At 66.3% G+C, this 15672-nt stretch carries 16 protein-coding genes, 2 tRNA genes and 1 pseudogene; 12 read left to right on the forward strand and 7 right to left on the reverse strand.

Annotation, left to right across the window (positions count from 1 at the left end; genetic code table 11):
- Nucleotides 1–194: 194 nt before the first annotated feature.
- The 4 genes from WG924_RS16065 (at nt 195) to WG924_RS16080 (ending at nt 1932) form a co-directional block, all read left to right on the forward strand.
- A tRNA-Ala gene (locus tag WG924_RS16065) sits at nt 195–270 on the forward strand.
- A 328-nt stretch (nt 271–598) separates the two neighbouring features.
- Entirely contained in the window at nt 599–1060 is a 462-nt protein-coding gene (locus WG924_RS16070) for an Hsp20 family protein (protein ID WP_188581243.1), read from the forward strand.
- A 138-nt stretch (nt 1061–1198) separates the two neighbouring features.
- Complete coding sequence (locus tag WG924_RS16075) at nt 1199–1468, forward strand: DUF1150 family protein (RefSeq protein WP_345934079.1); 270 nt, start codon at nt 1199–1201, stop codon at nt 1466–1468.
- 173 nt (nt 1469–1641) lie between these two features.
- The gene (locus tag WG924_RS16080; protein WP_345934081.1) at nt 1642–1932 is read left to right on the forward strand and encodes a hypothetical protein; all 291 of its coding nucleotides are present in this window, start codon (nt 1642–1644) and stop codon (nt 1930–1932) included.
- Between the two features lie 45 nt (nt 1933–1977).
- Here WG924_RS16080 and WG924_RS16085 read toward each other — a convergent pair whose 3' ends face one another.
- The 4 genes from WG924_RS16085 to WG924_RS16100 form a co-directional block, all read right to left on the reverse strand.
- Nucleotides 1978–2469 carry an OsmC family protein gene (locus WG924_RS16085; RefSeq protein ID WP_345934082.1) on the reverse strand — a complete coding sequence of 164 codons (492 nt, stop codon included), beginning with the start codon at nt 2467–2469 and terminating at the stop codon, nt 1978–1980.
- A 79-nt stretch (nt 2470–2548) separates the two neighbouring features.
- The gene (locus WG924_RS16090; RefSeq protein WP_345934144.1) at nt 2549–3568 is read right to left on the reverse strand and encodes a DNA-3-methyladenine glycosylase family protein; all 1020 of its coding nucleotides are present in this window, start codon (nt 3566–3568) and stop codon (nt 2549–2551) included.
- A gap of 5 nt (nt 3569–3573) precedes the next feature.
- Nucleotides 3574–6456 (reverse strand): DNA polymerase I, encoded by a 2883-nt coding sequence (gene polA / locus WG924_RS16095; protein ID WP_345934083.1) that lies wholly within the window; start codon nt 6454–6456, stop codon nt 3574–3576.
- 233 nt (nt 6457–6689) lie between these two features.
- Nucleotides 6690–6869: a zinc-finger domain-containing protein gene (locus WG924_RS16100; RefSeq protein WP_188581231.1), complete on the reverse strand. Its 180-nt coding sequence runs from the start codon at nt 6867–6869 to the stop codon at nt 6690–6692.
- Nucleotides 6870–7071: 202 nt separating this feature from the next.
- On the opposite strand from WG924_RS16100, the gene WG924_RS16105 reads away from it, so the two are divergent.
- Both WG924_RS16105 and WG924_RS16110 read left to right on the forward strand, forming a co-directional pair.
- Complete coding sequence (locus WG924_RS16105) at nt 7072–8112, forward strand: ABC transporter ATP-binding protein (RefSeq protein WP_345934084.1); 1041 nt, start codon at nt 7072–7074, stop codon at nt 8110–8112.
- A 159-nt stretch (nt 8113–8271) separates the two neighbouring features.
- Nucleotides 8272–8348 (forward strand) — tRNA-Arg (locus WG924_RS16110).
- Between the two features lie 367 nt (nt 8349–8715).
- Here the strand turns inward: WG924_RS16110 and WG924_RS16115 are convergent.
- Together WG924_RS16115 and WG924_RS16120 are read right to left on the reverse strand one after the other, a co-directional pair.
- A complete protein-coding gene (locus WG924_RS16115) occupies nt 8716–8856 on the reverse strand; it encodes a hypothetical protein (protein WP_345934085.1) in 141 nt (46 codons plus the stop codon).
- 334 nt (nt 8857–9190) lie between these two features.
- Nucleotides 9191–10102 carry a LysR family transcriptional regulator gene (locus WG924_RS16120; protein ID WP_345934086.1) on the reverse strand — a complete coding sequence of 304 codons (912 nt, stop codon included), beginning with the start codon at nt 10100–10102 and terminating at the stop codon, nt 9191–9193.
- Nucleotides 10103–10231: 129 nt separating this feature from the next.
- Between WG924_RS16120 and WG924_RS16125 the strand changes: the two genes are divergently transcribed.
- From WG924_RS16125 to WG924_RS16135, 3 genes and pseudogenes are all read left to right on the forward strand, one after another.
- On the forward strand, nt 10232–10561 hold the full coding sequence (locus tag WG924_RS16125; RefSeq protein ID WP_345934087.1) for a nuclear transport factor 2 family protein: 330 nt from the start codon (nt 10232–10234) through the stop codon (nt 10559–10561).
- Nucleotides 10558–11340: an SDR family oxidoreductase gene (locus tag WG924_RS16130; protein WP_345934088.1), complete on the forward strand. Its 783-nt coding sequence runs from the start codon at nt 10558–10560 to the stop codon at nt 11338–11340. The genes WG924_RS16125 and WG924_RS16130 overlap by 4 nt, the downstream gene beginning before the upstream one ends.
- Nucleotides 11341–11355: 15 nt before the next feature.
- Nucleotides 11356–11478 (forward strand): annotated as a pseudogene (locus tag WG924_RS16135) (alpha/beta hydrolase); the annotation flags it as partial.
- Nucleotides 11479–11563: 85 nt separating this feature from the next.
- Here WG924_RS16135 and WG924_RS16140 read toward each other — a convergent pair.
- On the reverse strand, nt 11564–12370 hold the full coding sequence (locus tag WG924_RS16140; protein ID WP_345934089.1) for an AraC family transcriptional regulator: 807 nt from the start codon (nt 12368–12370) through the stop codon (nt 11564–11566).
- Between the two features lie 76 nt (nt 12371–12446).
- Between WG924_RS16140 and WG924_RS16145 the strand changes: the two genes are divergently transcribed.
- Genes WG924_RS16145 through WG924_RS16155 form a run of 3 tightly spaced genes read left to right on the forward strand, consistent with a single transcriptional unit; the run spans nt 12447 to nt 15666 of the window.
- Nucleotides 12447–14561: an FUSC family protein gene (locus WG924_RS16145; RefSeq protein WP_345934090.1), complete on the forward strand. Its 2115-nt coding sequence runs from the start codon at nt 12447–12449 to the stop codon at nt 14559–14561.
- Nucleotides 14558–14773, forward strand: a complete 216-nt coding sequence (locus WG924_RS16150; RefSeq protein WP_345934091.1) for a DUF1656 domain-containing protein — start codon at nt 14558–14560, stop codon at nt 14771–14773. The genes WG924_RS16145 and WG924_RS16150 overlap by 4 nt, the downstream gene beginning before the upstream one ends.
- Nucleotides 14770–15666: an efflux RND transporter periplasmic adaptor subunit gene (locus WG924_RS16155; protein ID WP_345934092.1), complete on the forward strand. Its 897-nt coding sequence runs from the start codon at nt 14770–14772 to the stop codon at nt 15664–15666. Before WG924_RS16150 ends, WG924_RS16155 begins: the two co-directional genes overlap by 4 nt.
- Nucleotides 15667–15672 lie beyond the last annotated feature (6 nt).

Genomic DNA, 15672 nt, shown 5'->3' on the forward strand with positions numbered 1-15672 from the left:
GGCCGTCTTCGCCCCGCCGCGGAAAAGATGACGGGGCGGTGAAAATTAGCGCTTGCCAAGCAAAGCGACCATCATTATGGTCCGCCTCCGTGACGCAGGGCACGCCGCCCCAAACGGCGCAGGGCACCTCGGACACTGGCTGATCCACACCGGATCCGACAGGTCAGGGCACCCACCGGCAGCACAACGGTTTCGGGGCCATAGCTCAGTTGGGAGAGCGCTTGAATGGCATTCAAGAGGTCGTCGGTTCGATTCCGATTGGCTCCACCACCACAGAGAACGCCCGGTGCCTGCGCACCGGGCGTTTTTCTTGTGTGCAGTGTCCCGGTGGACTTTCGGCGGTCCGTCGCCGCATACCGCTCAAGCTTGACGAAGCGCCTCCGCTTTCCCATCTCCTAGAGACCTGGTGGAGACCCCGGCATCAGGCCCGGTCCGGCTCAAGACAGCGGACGGGCGGCGGCCGGTGGATCATCCGACAGCACAGTGTCTGCCCGGGATGCAGCGCTGCCAGCCGATGCCTTGTGGTCGGCCGGTCGCGCATCCAACCCGCATCCGGGGCCCGATCTCGCTCGTCTGTCGCAGAGGAGATGGCCCAAGAATGTCGCGTTTCACCGCCTTCAATCACCCGATGATGCTGGGCTTCGACCACATGGAGCGTATGCTCGACCGTCTGGCGAAAACCGGCTCCGACGGTTATCCGCCCTATAACATCGAAAAGATCGGCGAACGCCGCCTGCGGATCACGCTGGCGGTGGCAGGCTTCAGCATGGATGATCTGGCGGTGACGCTGGAAGACAACCAGCTGGTGATCCGTGGCCGCCAGCACGACGATGCCAATGACGGGCGTGAATTCATCCACCGCGGCATCGCCGCACGCCAGTTCCAGCGGACCTTCCTGCTGGCCGACGGCATCGAGGTGATCGACGCCTCGCTCGATAACGGCCTGCTGCATGTCGACCTTGAACAACCGCAACCGCAGACATCGGTGCGCACGATCTCGATCCGCAAGAATCCGGCGCAAGCCTCGGCCGAGCGCCTGCTCGATCCGACGCGCCGTTAGCGCCAGGGCGATGCCCGCGTAGAACCGGGTCTGGCAGATCCATCCACCCGACTGTTCCGTATAACAGAGACCCCCTGCGTTGGATGACGGACCGGCCGTTCAGGCGCCCGCATCGCCGCAGCAGAAGGAGGCGTGCCCATGCCCCGCTTCGATCTTTCCACTGAAACCACCCGCACCCCTGCCGATGCCATCGAGGCCGCCCGCGCCGCGATCCGCAAGATGACGCCGGAAGCCTTCGCGGCGCTCGGGCTTGAACAGGTCGCCTATATCCGGCCGGTCACCACGCCCGGCGGCGTGATGGTGGGCGTGTTCTCGGCCAGCGGCGAACGCGTCGCCCTGATGGCCGACAGCGCCGCCGCGGTCGGCGCGATCATCCAGCACGAGATGATCCCGGCCTCGGTGCACTGACCTCGGTGCACTGACCTCGGTGCACTGGCCCCGCGGCACGTCCCCTGCGTCCCGGTCGACGCCCGTCGACCGGGACGGCCGTTGTGGTGGCGACGTCGTCTCATGATGATAGACTGTGGCCGGCATGGGCTCCGCCATGCCCAGCCATTCTCATCTGTGATGCAGCGCGCCCCATGTCCGACGACAGCCCGCGTCTTCTGGTCGAAATGCTGACCGCCGACCAGAGGCTTGCCGACAGCCTTGCCCGCGAAGCCGACCCGGCGGCACGGCTGGCGCTGTTGCAGGCGGCGGCGGCCCTGCGCGGCCTGGACATCACACCCGAGGTGCTGGCCCGTTTCCAGGCCGCCGATGGTGCTGTGGCTGCCGACGGCGCCATCGATGATGCGGCGCTGGAAGGCGTCACCGGCGGCGCCGGCATCGACTGGACCAGCGTCGCTCAGAGCTATCTGTCCGGCGGCCGCTGAGTCCGTCCCGGCGTTCACGCCCCGCGCATTCAACCCCCAACCCGCTCAGACGTCGCCCACGCCCTGCGGCACCACCACGACCTCGGCCTCGACCTCGATCGGGCAGCGCAGGCTGTTGGCGATGAAGCACAGTTCATGGGCGCGGACATGCAGTGTCCGGGCAAGGTCGGGGTCGCCGGCCGATATCTCCACCCGCGGCCGCAGAACGATCCGGCTGAACGCACCGCCGCCATCGGCGGTCTCGGTCATCTCACCCGTGGCATCGTCGGTATAGCCGCGCACGATCACCCCGGCCTGACTGGCCAGATGCAGATACCACAGCATGTGGCACGCGGCGGCACTGCCGACCAGCAGGTCTTCCGGGTTGTGGCGGGTGGCATCGCCGCGGAAGGCCGGATCGGATGATCCCGCGATCACCGGTTTGCCATCCATCCGGATGTCATGGTCACGGCTGAAGCTGCGATAGCCAGCGGTGCCCTGGCCCAGATCGCCGGTCCAGGCCACGGTTGCGGCATAATGATGAACGCGTCCGGTCATGGTCGGCCTCCCCTGTCATGGGATTGTGGTCGGGACCGGCCTGCACCGGCAAGCCCGTCTCAACGCCCACGTCACGATGTCACGATCGCGTCTCGGCTTTCGGACGACGCACCACACCGGGGCGCGGCCGCGCCGCCATGCGCGGTGTGGCACCCTCGGCGCCGGCGGATGACAAGCTTGCCAGCAGCAGGGTCTGGGCGTCCAGCGCCGCCGCCCCCCAATGGCTGGTCGCCCGCGCCACATCGGTGGCCGGGATGATCTCCTGGCCGAAATAGGCCCGGGCCACCGCCTTGCGCACGCCAAGATCGCCGGTGGCCACCACCGGCCGGCCCAGCCCGCGCGCCAGCACCCAATCCGCCGTCCAGTCGCCGATACCGGCGATGCCGGTCAGGCGGGCGCGGATGGCGGGCGTATCCAGCCGGGCCAGACTGGCGGCATCCAGATCCCCGGCCACGATCGCCTGCGCCACCGCCACGATCGCCCGCGCCTTGGCGCCGGTGAATTGCAGCGCCTTGATCTCGTCGGGGTCCAGCGCCGCGATCCGCGCCGGGTCGATATCGATCACCCAGCCCTGCCCCACCGGCCGGGTGATGCCGAAACCATCGGCCAGCCGTCGCCTGGTGGTCGCCGCCCAGGCCAGATTGACCAGTTGGGCGCTGATCGTGCGCAACAGCACCACCAGCGGTTCGGGATACAGCAGGGTCGGGCGGGTGCCGGCCGTCTGATGCGTCCGCCGGATCACCGGATCCTCGGCCATCAATGCCATGAACGCCGCACCCGGCAGATGCAGCCGCCCGGCGATGGCCTGTGTCGCCCGCTCCAGCAGCGCCACGGCGCCGGTCTCCACCACCACCGCCAGATGGCCATGGTCATCGGGGGTCAGCGTGGTTTCCACCGCCACCGCCGTGCGGTCCAGCCGTTCGATCGTGTACAGCCGGTCGCCGTCCAGCCGCACCAGCCCGTCATCGCCATGGGCGACCAGCCCGGCAAAGGCCGCGACCAGATCGATGCCGGCCGGCGCCGCGATCAGCCCCGGTGCCACCACCGGCGGCCTGCCGGCGTCGGCGGCCGCCACCCGGCCGCTATCCTCTCCGCCCATGCCGGTCAATGCGCCGCATCCCAGTTGTCGCCGATGCCGACCTCGACCACATAGGGCACCGGCCGCGACACCACGTCCTGCATCACCTGGCGCACCAAGGCCGTGGTTTCGTCCACCTCGGCCACCGGCACTTCCAACAGAATTTCGTCATGCACCTGCAGCAGCATCCGCGCGCCCAGCGGGCTTGCCTCCAGCGCCCGGTCCAGTTGCACCATGGCCAGCCGCACGATATCGGCGGCCGATCCCTGAAGCGGGGCGTTGATCGCCGCCCGCTCGGCGAAGGCCCGCAGCGCCGGGTTCTTGGCCGAGATGTCCGGTGTCCAGCATTTGCGGCCGAAGATGGTGGTCACGAAGCCATGGGCGCGGGCATCGGCCTTGGCGCGCTCCATATAATCGCGGATACCGGGATAGCGCTCGAAATAGGCCTCGATATAGCGGCGGGATTCCGATTGCGGAATGTCAAGCTGCTGGGCCAGTCCGAAGGCGCTGATGCCATAGATGATGCCGAAATTGATCGCCTTGGCCTTGCGGCGCACCATCGGGTCCATGCCTTCCACCGGCAGGCCGAACACCTGCGACGCGGTCAGGGCATGAATGTCGATGCCGTCGCGGAAGGCATCGCGCAGGGTAGTGATGCCGGCGATATCGGCCAGCAGGCGCAGTTCGATCTGGCTGTAATCGGCCGACATCAGCACGAAGCCCGGATCGGGCACGAAGGCGCGGCGGATGCGCCGGCCTTCGACGGTGCGCACCGGAATGTTCTGAAGGTTGGGGTCGTTCGACGACAGCCGGCCGGTGGTGGTGATGGTCAGCGCGAAGCTGGTATGCACCCGGCCGGTTTCCGGGTTGATGGTCTCGACCAGAGCGTCGGCATAGGTGTTCTTCAGCTTGGCCAGTTGGCGCCATTCCAGCACCTTGGCCGGCAGTTCATGGCCCTCGACCACCAGTTTCTGCAGGATATCGGCGCCGGTGGCATAGGCACCGGTCTTGCCCTTCTTGCCGCCGGGCAGGTTCAGCTTGTCGAACAGGATCTCGCCAAGCTGTTTGGGGCTGCCGACATTGAAGCTCTCGCCGGCCAGGTCGTGGATGCGCGCCTCAAGGATCGCCATGGCATCGGCGAATTCGCGTGACGCCCGGCCCAGCGCCTCGCGGTCGACCCGGATACCGCGCCGCTCCATCCGCGCCAGCACCGGCACCAGCGCCCGGTCGGTGCGCTCATACAGCGCCCGGACATGCTCGGCCGCCAGCCGGGGCTTCAGCATCCGGTGCAGGTTCAGGGTGATGTCGGCATCTTCCGCGGCATAGGCGCAGGCGCGGTCCAGCGTCACGGCGGCGAAGCTGATCCGGTCGCGGCCCCGGCCGGTCACCGCGTCGAAGGAAATCGGCGTCACACCCAGATGGATCTGCGCCAGTTCGTCCATGCCGTGGCCGTGGCGGGTGCCGTCCAGCGCATAGGACATCACCATCGTGTCGTCGATCGGCGACACCAGAATGCCCTCGCGGGCCATGATGATCATGTCGTATTTGATGTTCTGGCCCACCTTCAGCACCCCCGGCGCCTCCAGCAGCGGCTTCAGCATCTCCAGCGCCCGGCCCACCGGGATCTGCGCCGGCGGGGCGCCGTCATCGCCTGTCGCGCCGCCATGGCCACCACCGTCGCCGGCCAGATCCAGACCACCCTGTGCGGCGCTCAGATCCAGCGCGCCCTGTTTTTCGGCCGCCGCCACATGGCGCAGCGGCACATAGCAGGCGCGCCCCGGCGACACCGCCAGCGACAGCCCCACCAGCGATGCCCGATGCGGGTCCAGCCCGGTGGTCTCGGTGTCGAAGCCGACGATCCCGGCCTCGGTCGCGGCCTCGATCCAGCGCGCCAGCGCCGCCTCGTCCTGCACCAGCTCGTACTGACGGCCGGCCTCGCTGATCTCGTCGGCCACCGCCGCGGCGCCGGCGCCGGCGCTGCCGCCGGTCACCGGCTTGATATGGCCCAGATGCGGCCGCAGCTTGGCGATCAGCGAACTGAAGCCCTGCTGCTCCAGGAAAGACAGCACCACTTCCGGGACCATCTCGCCCACATGCAGGCTGTCCAGCGGGTCGGGCAGGGCCACATCCTCGCGCAGCCGCACCAGTTCGCGCGACATCCGGGCCTTGTCGGCATGCTCGATCAGGTTCTGACGGCGCTTGGGCTGTTTGATCTCGGATGCCCGCGCCAGCAGCGTGTCCAGATCGCCATACTCGCCGATCAACTGCGCGGCGGTCTTGATGCCGATGCCGGGCACGCCCGGCACGTTGTCGGTGCTGTCGCCGGCCAGCGCCTGCACATCCACCACCCGGTCGGGGGCGACGCCGAATTTCTCGAACACCTGATCGGCGCCGATGCGCTTCGCCTTCATCGGGTCCATCAGCGCCACGCCGTCGCGGACCAGTTGCATCAGATCCTTGTCGGCCGACACGATCACCACCTCCTGGCCGGCATCGCGGGCCGCCCTGGCATAGCTGGCAATCAGATCATCGGCCTCGAACCCCACCATCTCGATGCAGGGCAGCGCGAAGGCGCGGGTGGCATCGCGGATCAGGGGGAACTGCGGCACCAGTTCCTCGGGCGCCTCGGGCCGGTGGGCCTTGTATTCAGGGTAGATGTCGTTGCGGAAGCTGCGCCTTCCGGCATCGAAGATCACCGCCAGCCGCTCGGCCTTCAGATCCTCGATCAGCTTCAAAATCATGGCGCAGAAGCCATAGACCGCGTTCACCGGCGTCCCGTCGGGCCGGGTCAGCGGCGGCAGGGCGTGAAAGGCGCGGAAGATATAGCCCGATCCGTCGATCAGATAGAGCGGCGCCGAAGAGCCGGAGGAAGCCGGGATGACGGGGCTGTCGGTCGTGGGGTCGCTCATCTGTCCTCCGGACGGGCGGGGGCGGCCTCCGGTCGGGACGGCATGTCGATGCCGGGGAAGGCCGCACGCAGTATGGCATGGAACGGGGGCGGACAATATCCGCCAGCGGCCGGCAATGTCACGCCCGGCGGCCGGCGCCGGCACACCGCATTCCGGCGCCAACACAAACGGCCCGGGTCACGCAGGATGGCGACCCGGGGGCAGGTGGTCCGTCAGGCGCAGATCCGGCGAACTCAGTGGCCGTGCGCGACTTTCGCGCCCGGCTTCAGCACGAAATGGCGGCCGCAATAGGGGCAGTCGACATAGCCCTTGCCTTCCATGTTCAGGAAGACGCGCGGATGGCCAAGCGCACCGCCGCTGCCCTCGCAGGCGACATGGGTCTGTTCGACGATGACGGTCTCTACGGGTTCCATGAGGCGCGACCCTGGGCTGATGACGTTTGACCGGATGATATTTGACCGGACGGTGGCCCGATGATACCCAAGGTCGGCACGGGCGCAAGGGTGCGTCGCCGCTAAATCGCGGCGCGGCCAACAGGCCACACCGCGCGACCGCACCCGGCGGCCCCCGTCAGCGTGCCGGCGACACTGCCGGCCGGAACCGAAAGCGTGCCCGATGTCAGCCTTCTCCCGTTCCACGCGCGATGAAACCGCCCCCGATCTCGCCATCTCGGCGCGGGATCTGCGCAAGGTCTATGCCGGTGGCAAGACCGCGCTGCACGGCGTGTCGCTGGATGTGCCGCGCGGCTCGATGTTCGCGCTGCTGGGGCCGAACGGCGCCGGCAAGTCCACCTTCATCAACATCCTGGCCGGGCTGATCCACAAGACCTCGGGCTCGGTCGCGATCTGGGGCCGCGATCTCGACCGCCGCCAGCGCGATGCCCGGCTCGCGATCGGCATCGTGCCGCAGGAACTGGTGCTCGACCCGTTCTTCACCCCCCGTGAGGCGCTGGAGCTTCAGGCCGGCTTCTATGGCGTGCCGAAAGCGGAACGCCGGACCATGGAGCTGCTGCGCGCGGTCGGGCTCGACGACAAGGCCGACAGCTATGCCCGCACACTTTCAGGCGGCATGCGTCGCCGGCTGCTGGTCGCCAAGGCGATGGTTCACAACCCGCCGGTGCTGGTGCTGGATGAGCCCACCGCCGGCGTCGATATCGAACTGCGCCGCAAGCTGTGGGATTATGTGCGCGAGTTGAACGCCGCCGGCACCACGGTCGTGCTGACCACGCATTATCTGGAAGAGGCGGAACAGCTCTGCGACCGGATCGCGATCATCAATCGCGGCCGGCTGATCGCCTGCGACCGGCGCGAGGTGCTGCTGTCGCAGCTCGATGCCAAGGAACTGGTGGTGCGGGTGGCCGAGCCGGTCAGCCCCGAGCGGATGCCGGCGCCGCTCGCGGCCTTCGGCGCCATGATCGATGCCGAGGCGTCCACCGTCAGCTTCCAGTTCCGCCCCAGCGAAACCCCGGTCGGCCGCCTGCTGGCCGCGGTCACCGCCGCCGGCCTCACCGTCGCCGACATCACCACGCGTGAGCCCGACCTGGAAGACCTGTTCCTGCGCCTGACCCGCGAGGCCGACGCCGCCGGCGACCCCGCCACCATCGACGCCACCTCCGGCGGCACCCCGCCCGCCCCCTCAAGCAGCGCCGCCGCCTGACCGGCAGCCGCCCCGCCACCCGCCGGGCGGCGCCTCAATTTCCCCGGGCATTTTCCCTGCGCGAAGCCCTTTACTGCGCCCGCGCCTTCGGCTAATGTCCCGACCTCGACGCCGGGGGCCAAGGTTTCCCGCCGTCCGCTGCACGTTTGATGCGGCCACGCACTCGTAGCTCAGTTGGATAGAGCGCCGCCCTCCGAAGGCGGAGGTCACAGGTTCGAATCCTGTCGAGTGCGCCATTTTCCGAACAGGACCACAAACGCCGACTGACATCGGTTGCCCGCTTGTCGAGGCGGCCGTGATGCTCAGATGTTCGGCTCCGCCGTCCATGAGTTCGATATCGACCGTGGACAGCAGCTCCACGCGCTGAACGATACCGGCCGCCGCTTCCCCGACGGCTTTCGCAGTGGCCGTCGCCCTTGCGCGTCGGCAGGGCTGGATCAGCTTCGGTCAACGTGCGTCAGGCATTGATGCCATCGATGTAGACGACGGGCGCGAACTCCGTTGATCCGTATTTCTCTGCGTCGGCATCAGAATCATACAGGATCTCAGCGGATTTCAGCGCACACGCTGCCCATGTGTTATTGGCCTGGTTAATCTTCCGGACTAGCTGCCTGTGTTGGAATCGCCGGCGCCGCCATTCAAAGCCTCGGTGAATTCATTGATATTCATCGTGGACAGAGCCGGCTTCTTCCAAGATCTGGAGACATCCTGAGGTGATGCCAGGCATTTCTTATTCTCGTTCATGTCTGTCTTCCCTCTGTCACGGTATTTCGGATGCATTTTTATATATGAATATTTGTGCTTCTTGAACGGTAAAGAAAATTTTCAATGGCGTCTATGAATAACATCAATGTCTCCCCCGGCGGCAAGACGTCTTCGCTCTCCGTCAGTCTGACAGGGACTTTTTTTTAAAGTCATCAAGCCACTTCGACAGTCGTGGCATAGTGACAGGATCGGGCAGACGGCGTGCGGAACTCTATCGAAAGTTACGATCAGCGCATGCCGGCATAGGCTTACAGTTGCTGGCCGGTTAAAAATCCACCCCGGAATCGGTTCCAGAGCCGCCGCCGCCACCAGATTATGCGCGTCGCATCGCGGCCTTGCCGAGATCCCGCGCCATATCGACGAAGGCCCGGAACGCAGCCGACGGGTTCTTGCGACCCGGGTAATAGAGGCAGAGCGGTGCCGTTGGCGGGGTCCAGTCCTGCAGGACGCGTTCGAGCCGCCCGGCGGCGATATCGTCGCGCACATCGGCTTCCATGAAGAAGCCGATCCCGATCCCGTCGAGAACCGCGATCCGGGCAAGCGTGGCCTCGTCGAGCGTGATCGGGCCCTCGACGTCGATCTGGACCGGGCTTCCATCCTTCTCGAAATGCCAGCGATAGGGCGCGCCGTTGGGCAGCCGGATGCGGATGCAGTGGTGGCCCAGAAGATCGGGCGGCACACGCGGCCGTCCATGCGCCGCGAAATAAGACGGCGTGGCGACCACGGCGAAGCTGCGCGGCGCCCCGAGCGGCACCGCGATCATATCGCTCGGCACCAGCTCCGCCGTCCGGATCCCCAGGTCGAATCCCTCCGCGACGATGTCGACGATCCGGCCTTCGGTCACCAGATCGACATGGACCTGCGGATGGCGCCGCAGGAAACGCAGGACCAGTGGCGCCAGGATCTCGCGGGCGCCGGTCGCGAAGGCGTTGATGCGCAGCGTCCCCGACGGCGTGTCGCCCTGCGACCGCGCGGTTGCCATCGCATTCCGGATGTCGCGGAGCGCCGGCGCCACCTGCTCGACGAAGGTTCGGCCGGCATCGGTCAGCGAAACGCTGCGCGTGGTGCGGTTGAACAGGCGGACCCCGAGCTGTCGCTCGACCGTGCCGATCAGGTTGCTGAGCGCCGTCGTCGACAGTCCGAGATCGAGCGCCGCGGCGCGGAACGAGCCACGCGCGGCAATCGCAAGCACCGCCTCCAGTTCTATCAGACCCTGTCTTGCCATTATCCCGTCTATCGCGATGCCAGATCCTGTTTTGTCCCAGTTATCGCGATACTCGTCCAGTGCCAGATGACCGACATCACTGCCGGATCAGCGTGCATGCCGGATCAGCGCGCATGAAGGAGACAAGCGATGGACATGCAGTTACCCGCCCCGATCGCCGCCTATTTCGAAGCCGACCGGCGCGGCAACGCCGATGCCGTGGCCGCGTGCTTCAGCGACGACGCCGTGGTGACGGACGAGCGCCGAACCCATACCGGGCGCGAGGCGATCCGCCGCTGGACGGCGGACGCGTCTGCGACAGTCTCTTATATGGTCGCGCCATTCGCGATCGGGATGGACGGAAACCGCATGGTGGTGACCAGCCAGGTCTCCGGCACCTTCCCCGGCAGCCCGATCGACCTGCGGTATGTCTTCACCGTCGAAGGCGGCAAGATCGCCGCACTGGAGATCGTCCCATGATCCCGTTCGTCAATCTTGAAGGGCGGCGGGCGCTGATCACCTCCGGCACGCGTGGCGCCGGCGCCGCAACGGTCAGGCTGTTCCGCGACCTCGGGGCCGAGGTCATGACCAGCGCACGCAGCAGGCCGGACACGCTCGACGGGAGCGTTCTGTTCGTCGCGGCGGACCTGACCACGGCGGAAGGCTGTGCGACGCTGGCAGCCAACGTGCAGGATCGCATGGGTGGTGTGGACATCGTCGTGCACATGCTCGGCGGGTCATCGGCACCGGCGGGTGGCTTCGCGGCGCTTGGCGATGCCGACTGGACGCGGGAACTCGACCTCAACCTCATGCCTGCGGTGCGGCTCGATCGCGCGCTTCTGCCCGGCATGATCGCCCGGGGAAGCGGCGTGGTCATCCATGTCACCTCGATCCAACGAACCATGCCGCTGCCCGAGGCGACGACCGCCTATGCGGCCGCCAAAGCGGCACTCTCAACTTACAGCAAGGCGCTCTCCAGGCAGGTGTCGCCGCAGGGCGTCCGCGTCATGCGCGTCTCGCCCGGCTGGATCGAGACCGAGGCCGCCATCCGGCTGGCCGAGCGTCTCGGTGCCGAAATCGGCGCAGGCGTCGACGAGGGCAAACGCCGGATCATGGCCTCGCTCGGCGGCATTCCGATCGGGCGGCCATCTTCCCCTGAGGAGGTCGCAAACCTGATCGCCTTCCTCGCCTCCGATCGCGCGGCCAGCATAACCGGCGCCGAATTCGTCATCGACGGCGGCACGGTGCCGACAGTCTGAACCGGGGCCGCTGGCGGCGACACGGTGGCCATCGTCCAGAACCCGCTGACATCGCTCGAAGGTGACGTCGCGGCGACGAAGCAAGTGCTCGACCGTCAGAATGGGCCGGTCATCCTGGTCGGCCATAGCCGAGGCGGCGACAGAGGCCGTGGAGGTCCGGGACGTTGGCCGTCGTCAGCAGTTTGAATGCCCATACGGCGCATCGACCTGACGTTGTCGCGGTTTACGGAGCTGTGAGCCGCGTCGCCCTGCGTTGCGCGAAATACTGGGCGGGCGTGCTCCCGAGAGCCTTCTTGAACATCGTGATAAAGGCATTGACCGAGTCGTAGCCCAGTTCGGCCGCGACGTTCTGCACCGTTGCACCGCTGGCCAGCTCTCGAAGTGCGACGACAAGGTGAAGCTGCTGCCGCCAGCGTCCGAATGTCAGGCCGGTCTCCCGGACCATCAGGCGGGCCAGCGATCTCTCGCTCATCGCCACGCGCTTCGCCCATTCGGCCGACGTCGTGCGGTCGGACGGTTCGACCGTCAGGGCATCGGCTATCGCACGGATCTTCGGATGACGGGAGATGGGAAGGTTGAAGCGCTCACGCGGCATGTCTGCCAGTTCGTCGAGAGCCACCCTCGCAAGCCGGGACGCATGACCCTCCAAAGGATAGTCGGCAGGCTCCTGAGCCAGCCGTTCGACCATTTCCCGGATCATCGGCGAGATGGACAACGTGCAGCAATCCTCAGGCAGCTTCGCCGCCCCCGGCTCCACGAAGAGATAATTGAGCCGGGCATTCGCTGTCGCCCGGGCGCTATGCGGCACCCCGCCTGGAATCCAGACCCCGCAATTGGGCGGCACGATCCAGATCTCGTTGTCCGCGGTACAGGTGACCGCCCCATGCAGCGCGAGGATCAACTGGCCCTTGCGATGCACGTGCATCGGCACTTCCGCCGCATGATCCGCGAAGTCGAGTTGGCGCGCGATTGCCGGGCGATCGGTGAGATCGGGGTCGAAGACGGAAACGGCTGATCGTGAGAGGCGCATCGATTGGCCACTTTTAGATATTTCCTGACAGAATACTGAATTTACCTGAGTTTGCAACGCGGCAATACTAGCCCGCATGAGCATCGTATCATCTGCGAACAGATCAATAGAGAGAGCCAGATCCGCAATAACGGAGATGATTTCGTATGTCTTGCGAAGCCCAACCGTGAAGGCAGATGCAGATGCGATGTTGTTCTCGGCGAAGAGTTTCACCGCGGCAATGCTGGCCTACTACATCGCGCTGCGTATCGGGCTCCCCAAGCCGTTCTGGGCCATCGTCACCGTCTATATCGTTTCGCAGACCTCGGTCGGCGCGTCACTCAGCCGCGGTATCTATCGCTTCGTCGGGACAATTATTGGCGCCGTGGCGACGGTTGCGATCATCCCGAATGTCGTGAACGACCCGATCGCATGCAGCGCGGTTCTTGCCTGCTGGATCGGCCTTTGCCTCTTCTTTTCGCTGCTTGATCGCACGCCAAGAGCCTATGCCTTTGTTCTTGCGGGCTATACAGCGAGCCTGATCGGCTTCCCCAGCGTGCTCGATCCAGGCACGGTCTTTGATCCGGCCTCGGTGCGGGTCCAGGAAATCTCGATCGGGATTCTGTGCGCCGTCCTGGTACATCGTTACATCCTGCCGAAGCGGATGACCGGCCAGTTCACCGGCAAGCTGTCGGCAACGCTGCGGGATGCCCGCCGGCTGGCAGGCGACGCGCTGAATGGAACGCCGGGACAAAACCGCCGCGACCGCAACCAACTCGCGGCGGACCTCCTCGCGCTGCAGGGGCTCAGCACTCACCTGCCGTATGACGCGGCCCCCGTAACGCCGCGTCGTGAGACGCTCCAACTGATCCATGACCGGCTCGCTCGACTGCTTCCGCTCACGACGGAGATTGAAGACCGGATCCATTCCCTTGGCGCCAGGGACGACAACGCGCCCGGTGACCTGATCGCCCTGCTCGATGACGTCGACACCTGGATTGCGACCGTTGAGACAGCCGAGCGGGAGAGCGCCGCCGGCCATCTGATCGTCCACGCGCGGGCGGTCCGGAAGCGTTTGAGCGCGGACACCGCGACGCCGGGCGACAGGCTCGCCGCCAATCTCGCCGGTCATCTGGCCGAGATGATCGGCCTGCTCCAGGACTGCGACAGGCTTGGGCGAAACATCACGACAGCCGGCCGCTCACACGAGACGGCATGGCTCCATGGGCCGCGGCGCGCGAAAGGCTATGTCTATCACCGCGATCCGTGGATGGCGGGCCGGGCTGCCTTGGGCGCGATCGCCGGCATTCTCATCGGCTGCGCCTTCTGGATCTGGTCGGCCTGGCCCGAGGGCGGAACGGCCGTCTCCATTTTCGGGGTATGCTGCACTCTGTTCGGAAATGTCGACGCGCCGGCGCCGAACGTCGTCAAATACATCACCGGCTCGATCTATGGGGTGGCGATCAGTCTCGCCTACAGCGTCGCCATCCTTCCCCAGGTCACGGACTTCGCGGTGCTTGTCGCGGTGCTCGCCCCGGCATTCCTGTTTGCCGGCTCGCTGCAGGCACGTCCCCCGACAACGTTCATGGCGCTCGGCATCACCCTCACCATTCCGATCCTCTCAGGACTGGGCAGCACCTACACCGGCGATTTCGCCGCGTCCCTCAACACCGTCGTCGCGCTCTTTGCGGCCGTCGGTTTCGGGGTGGTGAGCATGGCCCTGTTCCAGACCGTGCCCGTCGACGCGGCGATCGACCGCCTGCTTCACGTCAGTCGGCGGGACGTTAAGCGACGAGCACTCGGTGGAGCACCCAACGAGGCGCATTGGACGAGCCTTATGATCGATCGGACAGCGCTGCTCCTCCCGAGGTTACGCGTGTCCAGGAAAGACTATTCAGGCGTCCTCGACGATACCCTGCACCATCTTCGCATCGGTCACGCCGCTGGCCAGCTTCGCAAGATGATCCCGCAGGTCGAGGGCGAGGTTGGCGACGAGGTGAGCGACCTTCTTTCAGCGATCGCCGCACGCTTCAGCGCCAGAAGCCCGACGGGACCGGCCGATCACGCCGGCTTTGATCAGCGCATCGAGACGCTGATGGAGATGATCGCCGGCAGCGCGATCAGCAACCGCGCGCGGATGATCGACCTGCTCATCGACCTTCGGTTCGCGCTCAGTCACCATGATACCGCAGACGGGGAGCGCCGCTCATGATCGTCGATCTCAATATCGGGGGCGTCCTCATTCCCGGCCTGCTGGTGCTCGTGGTCGCGGCGCTGGGCGTCACCATCGCGGTGACCCGTCTCCTCTCAGTCGCGGGCATCTACCGCATGTTCGCTTACCGGCCGCTCGTCGAACTCGCCACCTTCGCCATCATTTACGCTCTGCTCGTGCAGCACCTGCCGTCGATCGGATTGTTTCAATGAAGCCTTTTCTATCCCGGCTCGGCCGTTACGCCCTTACCCTCTGCCTCGTCGCGACCGCCGCTTTCATCGCATGGCCGGTGTGGGGGCGCTATGAGCAGACGCCGTGGACACGGGATGGGCGCGTGCGCGCCGATGTGGTGCGTCTCGCGCCCGACGTCGCCGGCCTCGTCAGCGACGTGCTGGTGCACGACAATGAAGAGGTTCATGCCGGCGACGTGATCTTCCGCATCGATCAGGCGCGCTATACGCTTGCCCTGAAAACGGCGGATGCCAAAGCTGACGGCAGCAAGGCCGCCCTCGACATGGCCAATCGAGATCTCGTCCGCTATCGCCAGCTCAGAGGCGCGGCCGTCTCCCGGCAGAAGCTGGAACAGGTGGAAGCCGACGCCCGACAGGCTGCGGCGCGCTATCGGCAGGCGCAACTCGACCGCGATCTCGCCGCCCTCAATCTGGAGCGATCATCGGTCAGGGCTCCGGTTGACGGCATCGTCACCAATCTGGGCATCCATCCAGGCGACTTTCTGGCGGCCGGGACGCAGGCGGTGGCCCTTGTCGACACCGCCTCGCTGCGCATCGAGGGATATTTCGAGGAGACGAAGCTGCGGCAGGTCGCGCCCGGCGATCATGCCATCGTCCGGCTGATGGGCGACGATGCCCGGATCACCGGCCGCGTGGAGAGCATCGCTGCCGCCATCGCCGACGATCAGCGGGGCGACACGAGCAATCTTCTGCCGAAAGTGGTGCCGACCTTCTCGTGGGTCAGGCTCGCGCAACGCATCCCGGTCCGCATCCGCATCGACCCCATCCCCGCCGGCATAAAGCTGATCGCCGGCAGCACTGCGACCGTCGAGATCATCCCCGCCAGCGCCAGATCGGCAAGCACGCCCCACTGAACTGGT

This window comes from Tistrella arctica (assembly GCF_039630945.1).
Taxonomy (GTDB): Bacteria; Pseudomonadota; Alphaproteobacteria; order Tistrellales; family Tistrellaceae; genus Tistrella; species Tistrella bauzanensis.

Excerpts from the sequence above, each read along its gene's own strand:
- WG924_RS16070 (WP_188581243.1), top strand. The coding sequence starts at position 599 with ATGTCGCGTTTCACCGCCTTCAATCACCCGATGATGCTGGGCTTCGAC.
- WG924_RS16075 (WP_345934079.1), top strand. The coding sequence starts at position 1,199 with ATGCCCCGCTTCGATCTTTCCACTGAAACCACCCGCACCCCTGCCGAT.
- WG924_RS16080 (WP_345934081.1), top strand. The coding sequence starts at position 1,642 with ATGTCCGACGACAGCCCGCGTCTTCTGGTCGAAATGCTGACCGCCGAC.
- WG924_RS16085 (WP_345934082.1), bottom strand. The coding sequence starts at position 2,469 with ATGACCGGACGCGTTCATCATTATGCCGCAACCGTGGCCTGGACCGGC.
- WG924_RS16090 (WP_345934144.1), bottom strand. The coding sequence starts at position 3,568 with ATGGGCGGAGAGGATAGCGGCCGGGTGGCGGCCGCCGACGCCGGCAGG.
- polA (WP_345934083.1), bottom strand. The coding sequence starts at position 6,456 with ATGAGCGACCCCACGACCGACAGCCCCGTCATCCCGGCTTCCTCCGGC.
- WG924_RS16100 (WP_188581231.1), bottom strand. The coding sequence starts at position 6,869 with ATGGAACCCGTAGAGACCGTCATCGTCGAACAGACCCATGTCGCCTGC.
- WG924_RS16105 (WP_345934084.1), top strand. The coding sequence starts at position 7,072 with ATGTCAGCCTTCTCCCGTTCCACGCGCGATGAAACCGCCCCCGATCTC.
- WG924_RS16115 (WP_345934085.1), bottom strand. The coding sequence starts at position 8,856 with ATGAACGAGAATAAGAAATGCCTGGCATCACCTCAGGATGTCTCCAGA.
- WG924_RS16120 (WP_345934086.1), bottom strand. The coding sequence starts at position 10,102 with ATGGCAAGACAGGGTCTGATAGAACTGGAGGCGGTGCTTGCGATTGCC.
- WG924_RS16125 (WP_345934087.1), top strand. The coding sequence starts at position 10,232 with ATGGACATGCAGTTACCCGCCCCGATCGCCGCCTATTTCGAAGCCGAC.
- WG924_RS16130 (WP_345934088.1), top strand. The coding sequence starts at position 10,558 with ATGATCCCGTTCGTCAATCTTGAAGGGCGGCGGGCGCTGATCACCTCC.
- WG924_RS16140 (WP_345934089.1), bottom strand. The coding sequence starts at position 12,370 with ATGCGCCTCTCACGATCAGCCGTTTCCGTCTTCGACCCCGATCTCACC.
- WG924_RS16145 (WP_345934090.1), top strand. The coding sequence starts at position 12,447 with ATGAGCATCGTATCATCTGCGAACAGATCAATAGAGAGAGCCAGATCC.
- WG924_RS16150 (WP_345934091.1), top strand. The coding sequence starts at position 14,558 with ATGATCGTCGATCTCAATATCGGGGGCGTCCTCATTCCCGGCCTGCTG.
- WG924_RS16155 (WP_345934092.1), top strand. The coding sequence starts at position 14,770 with ATGAAGCCTTTTCTATCCCGGCTCGGCCGTTACGCCCTTACCCTCTGC.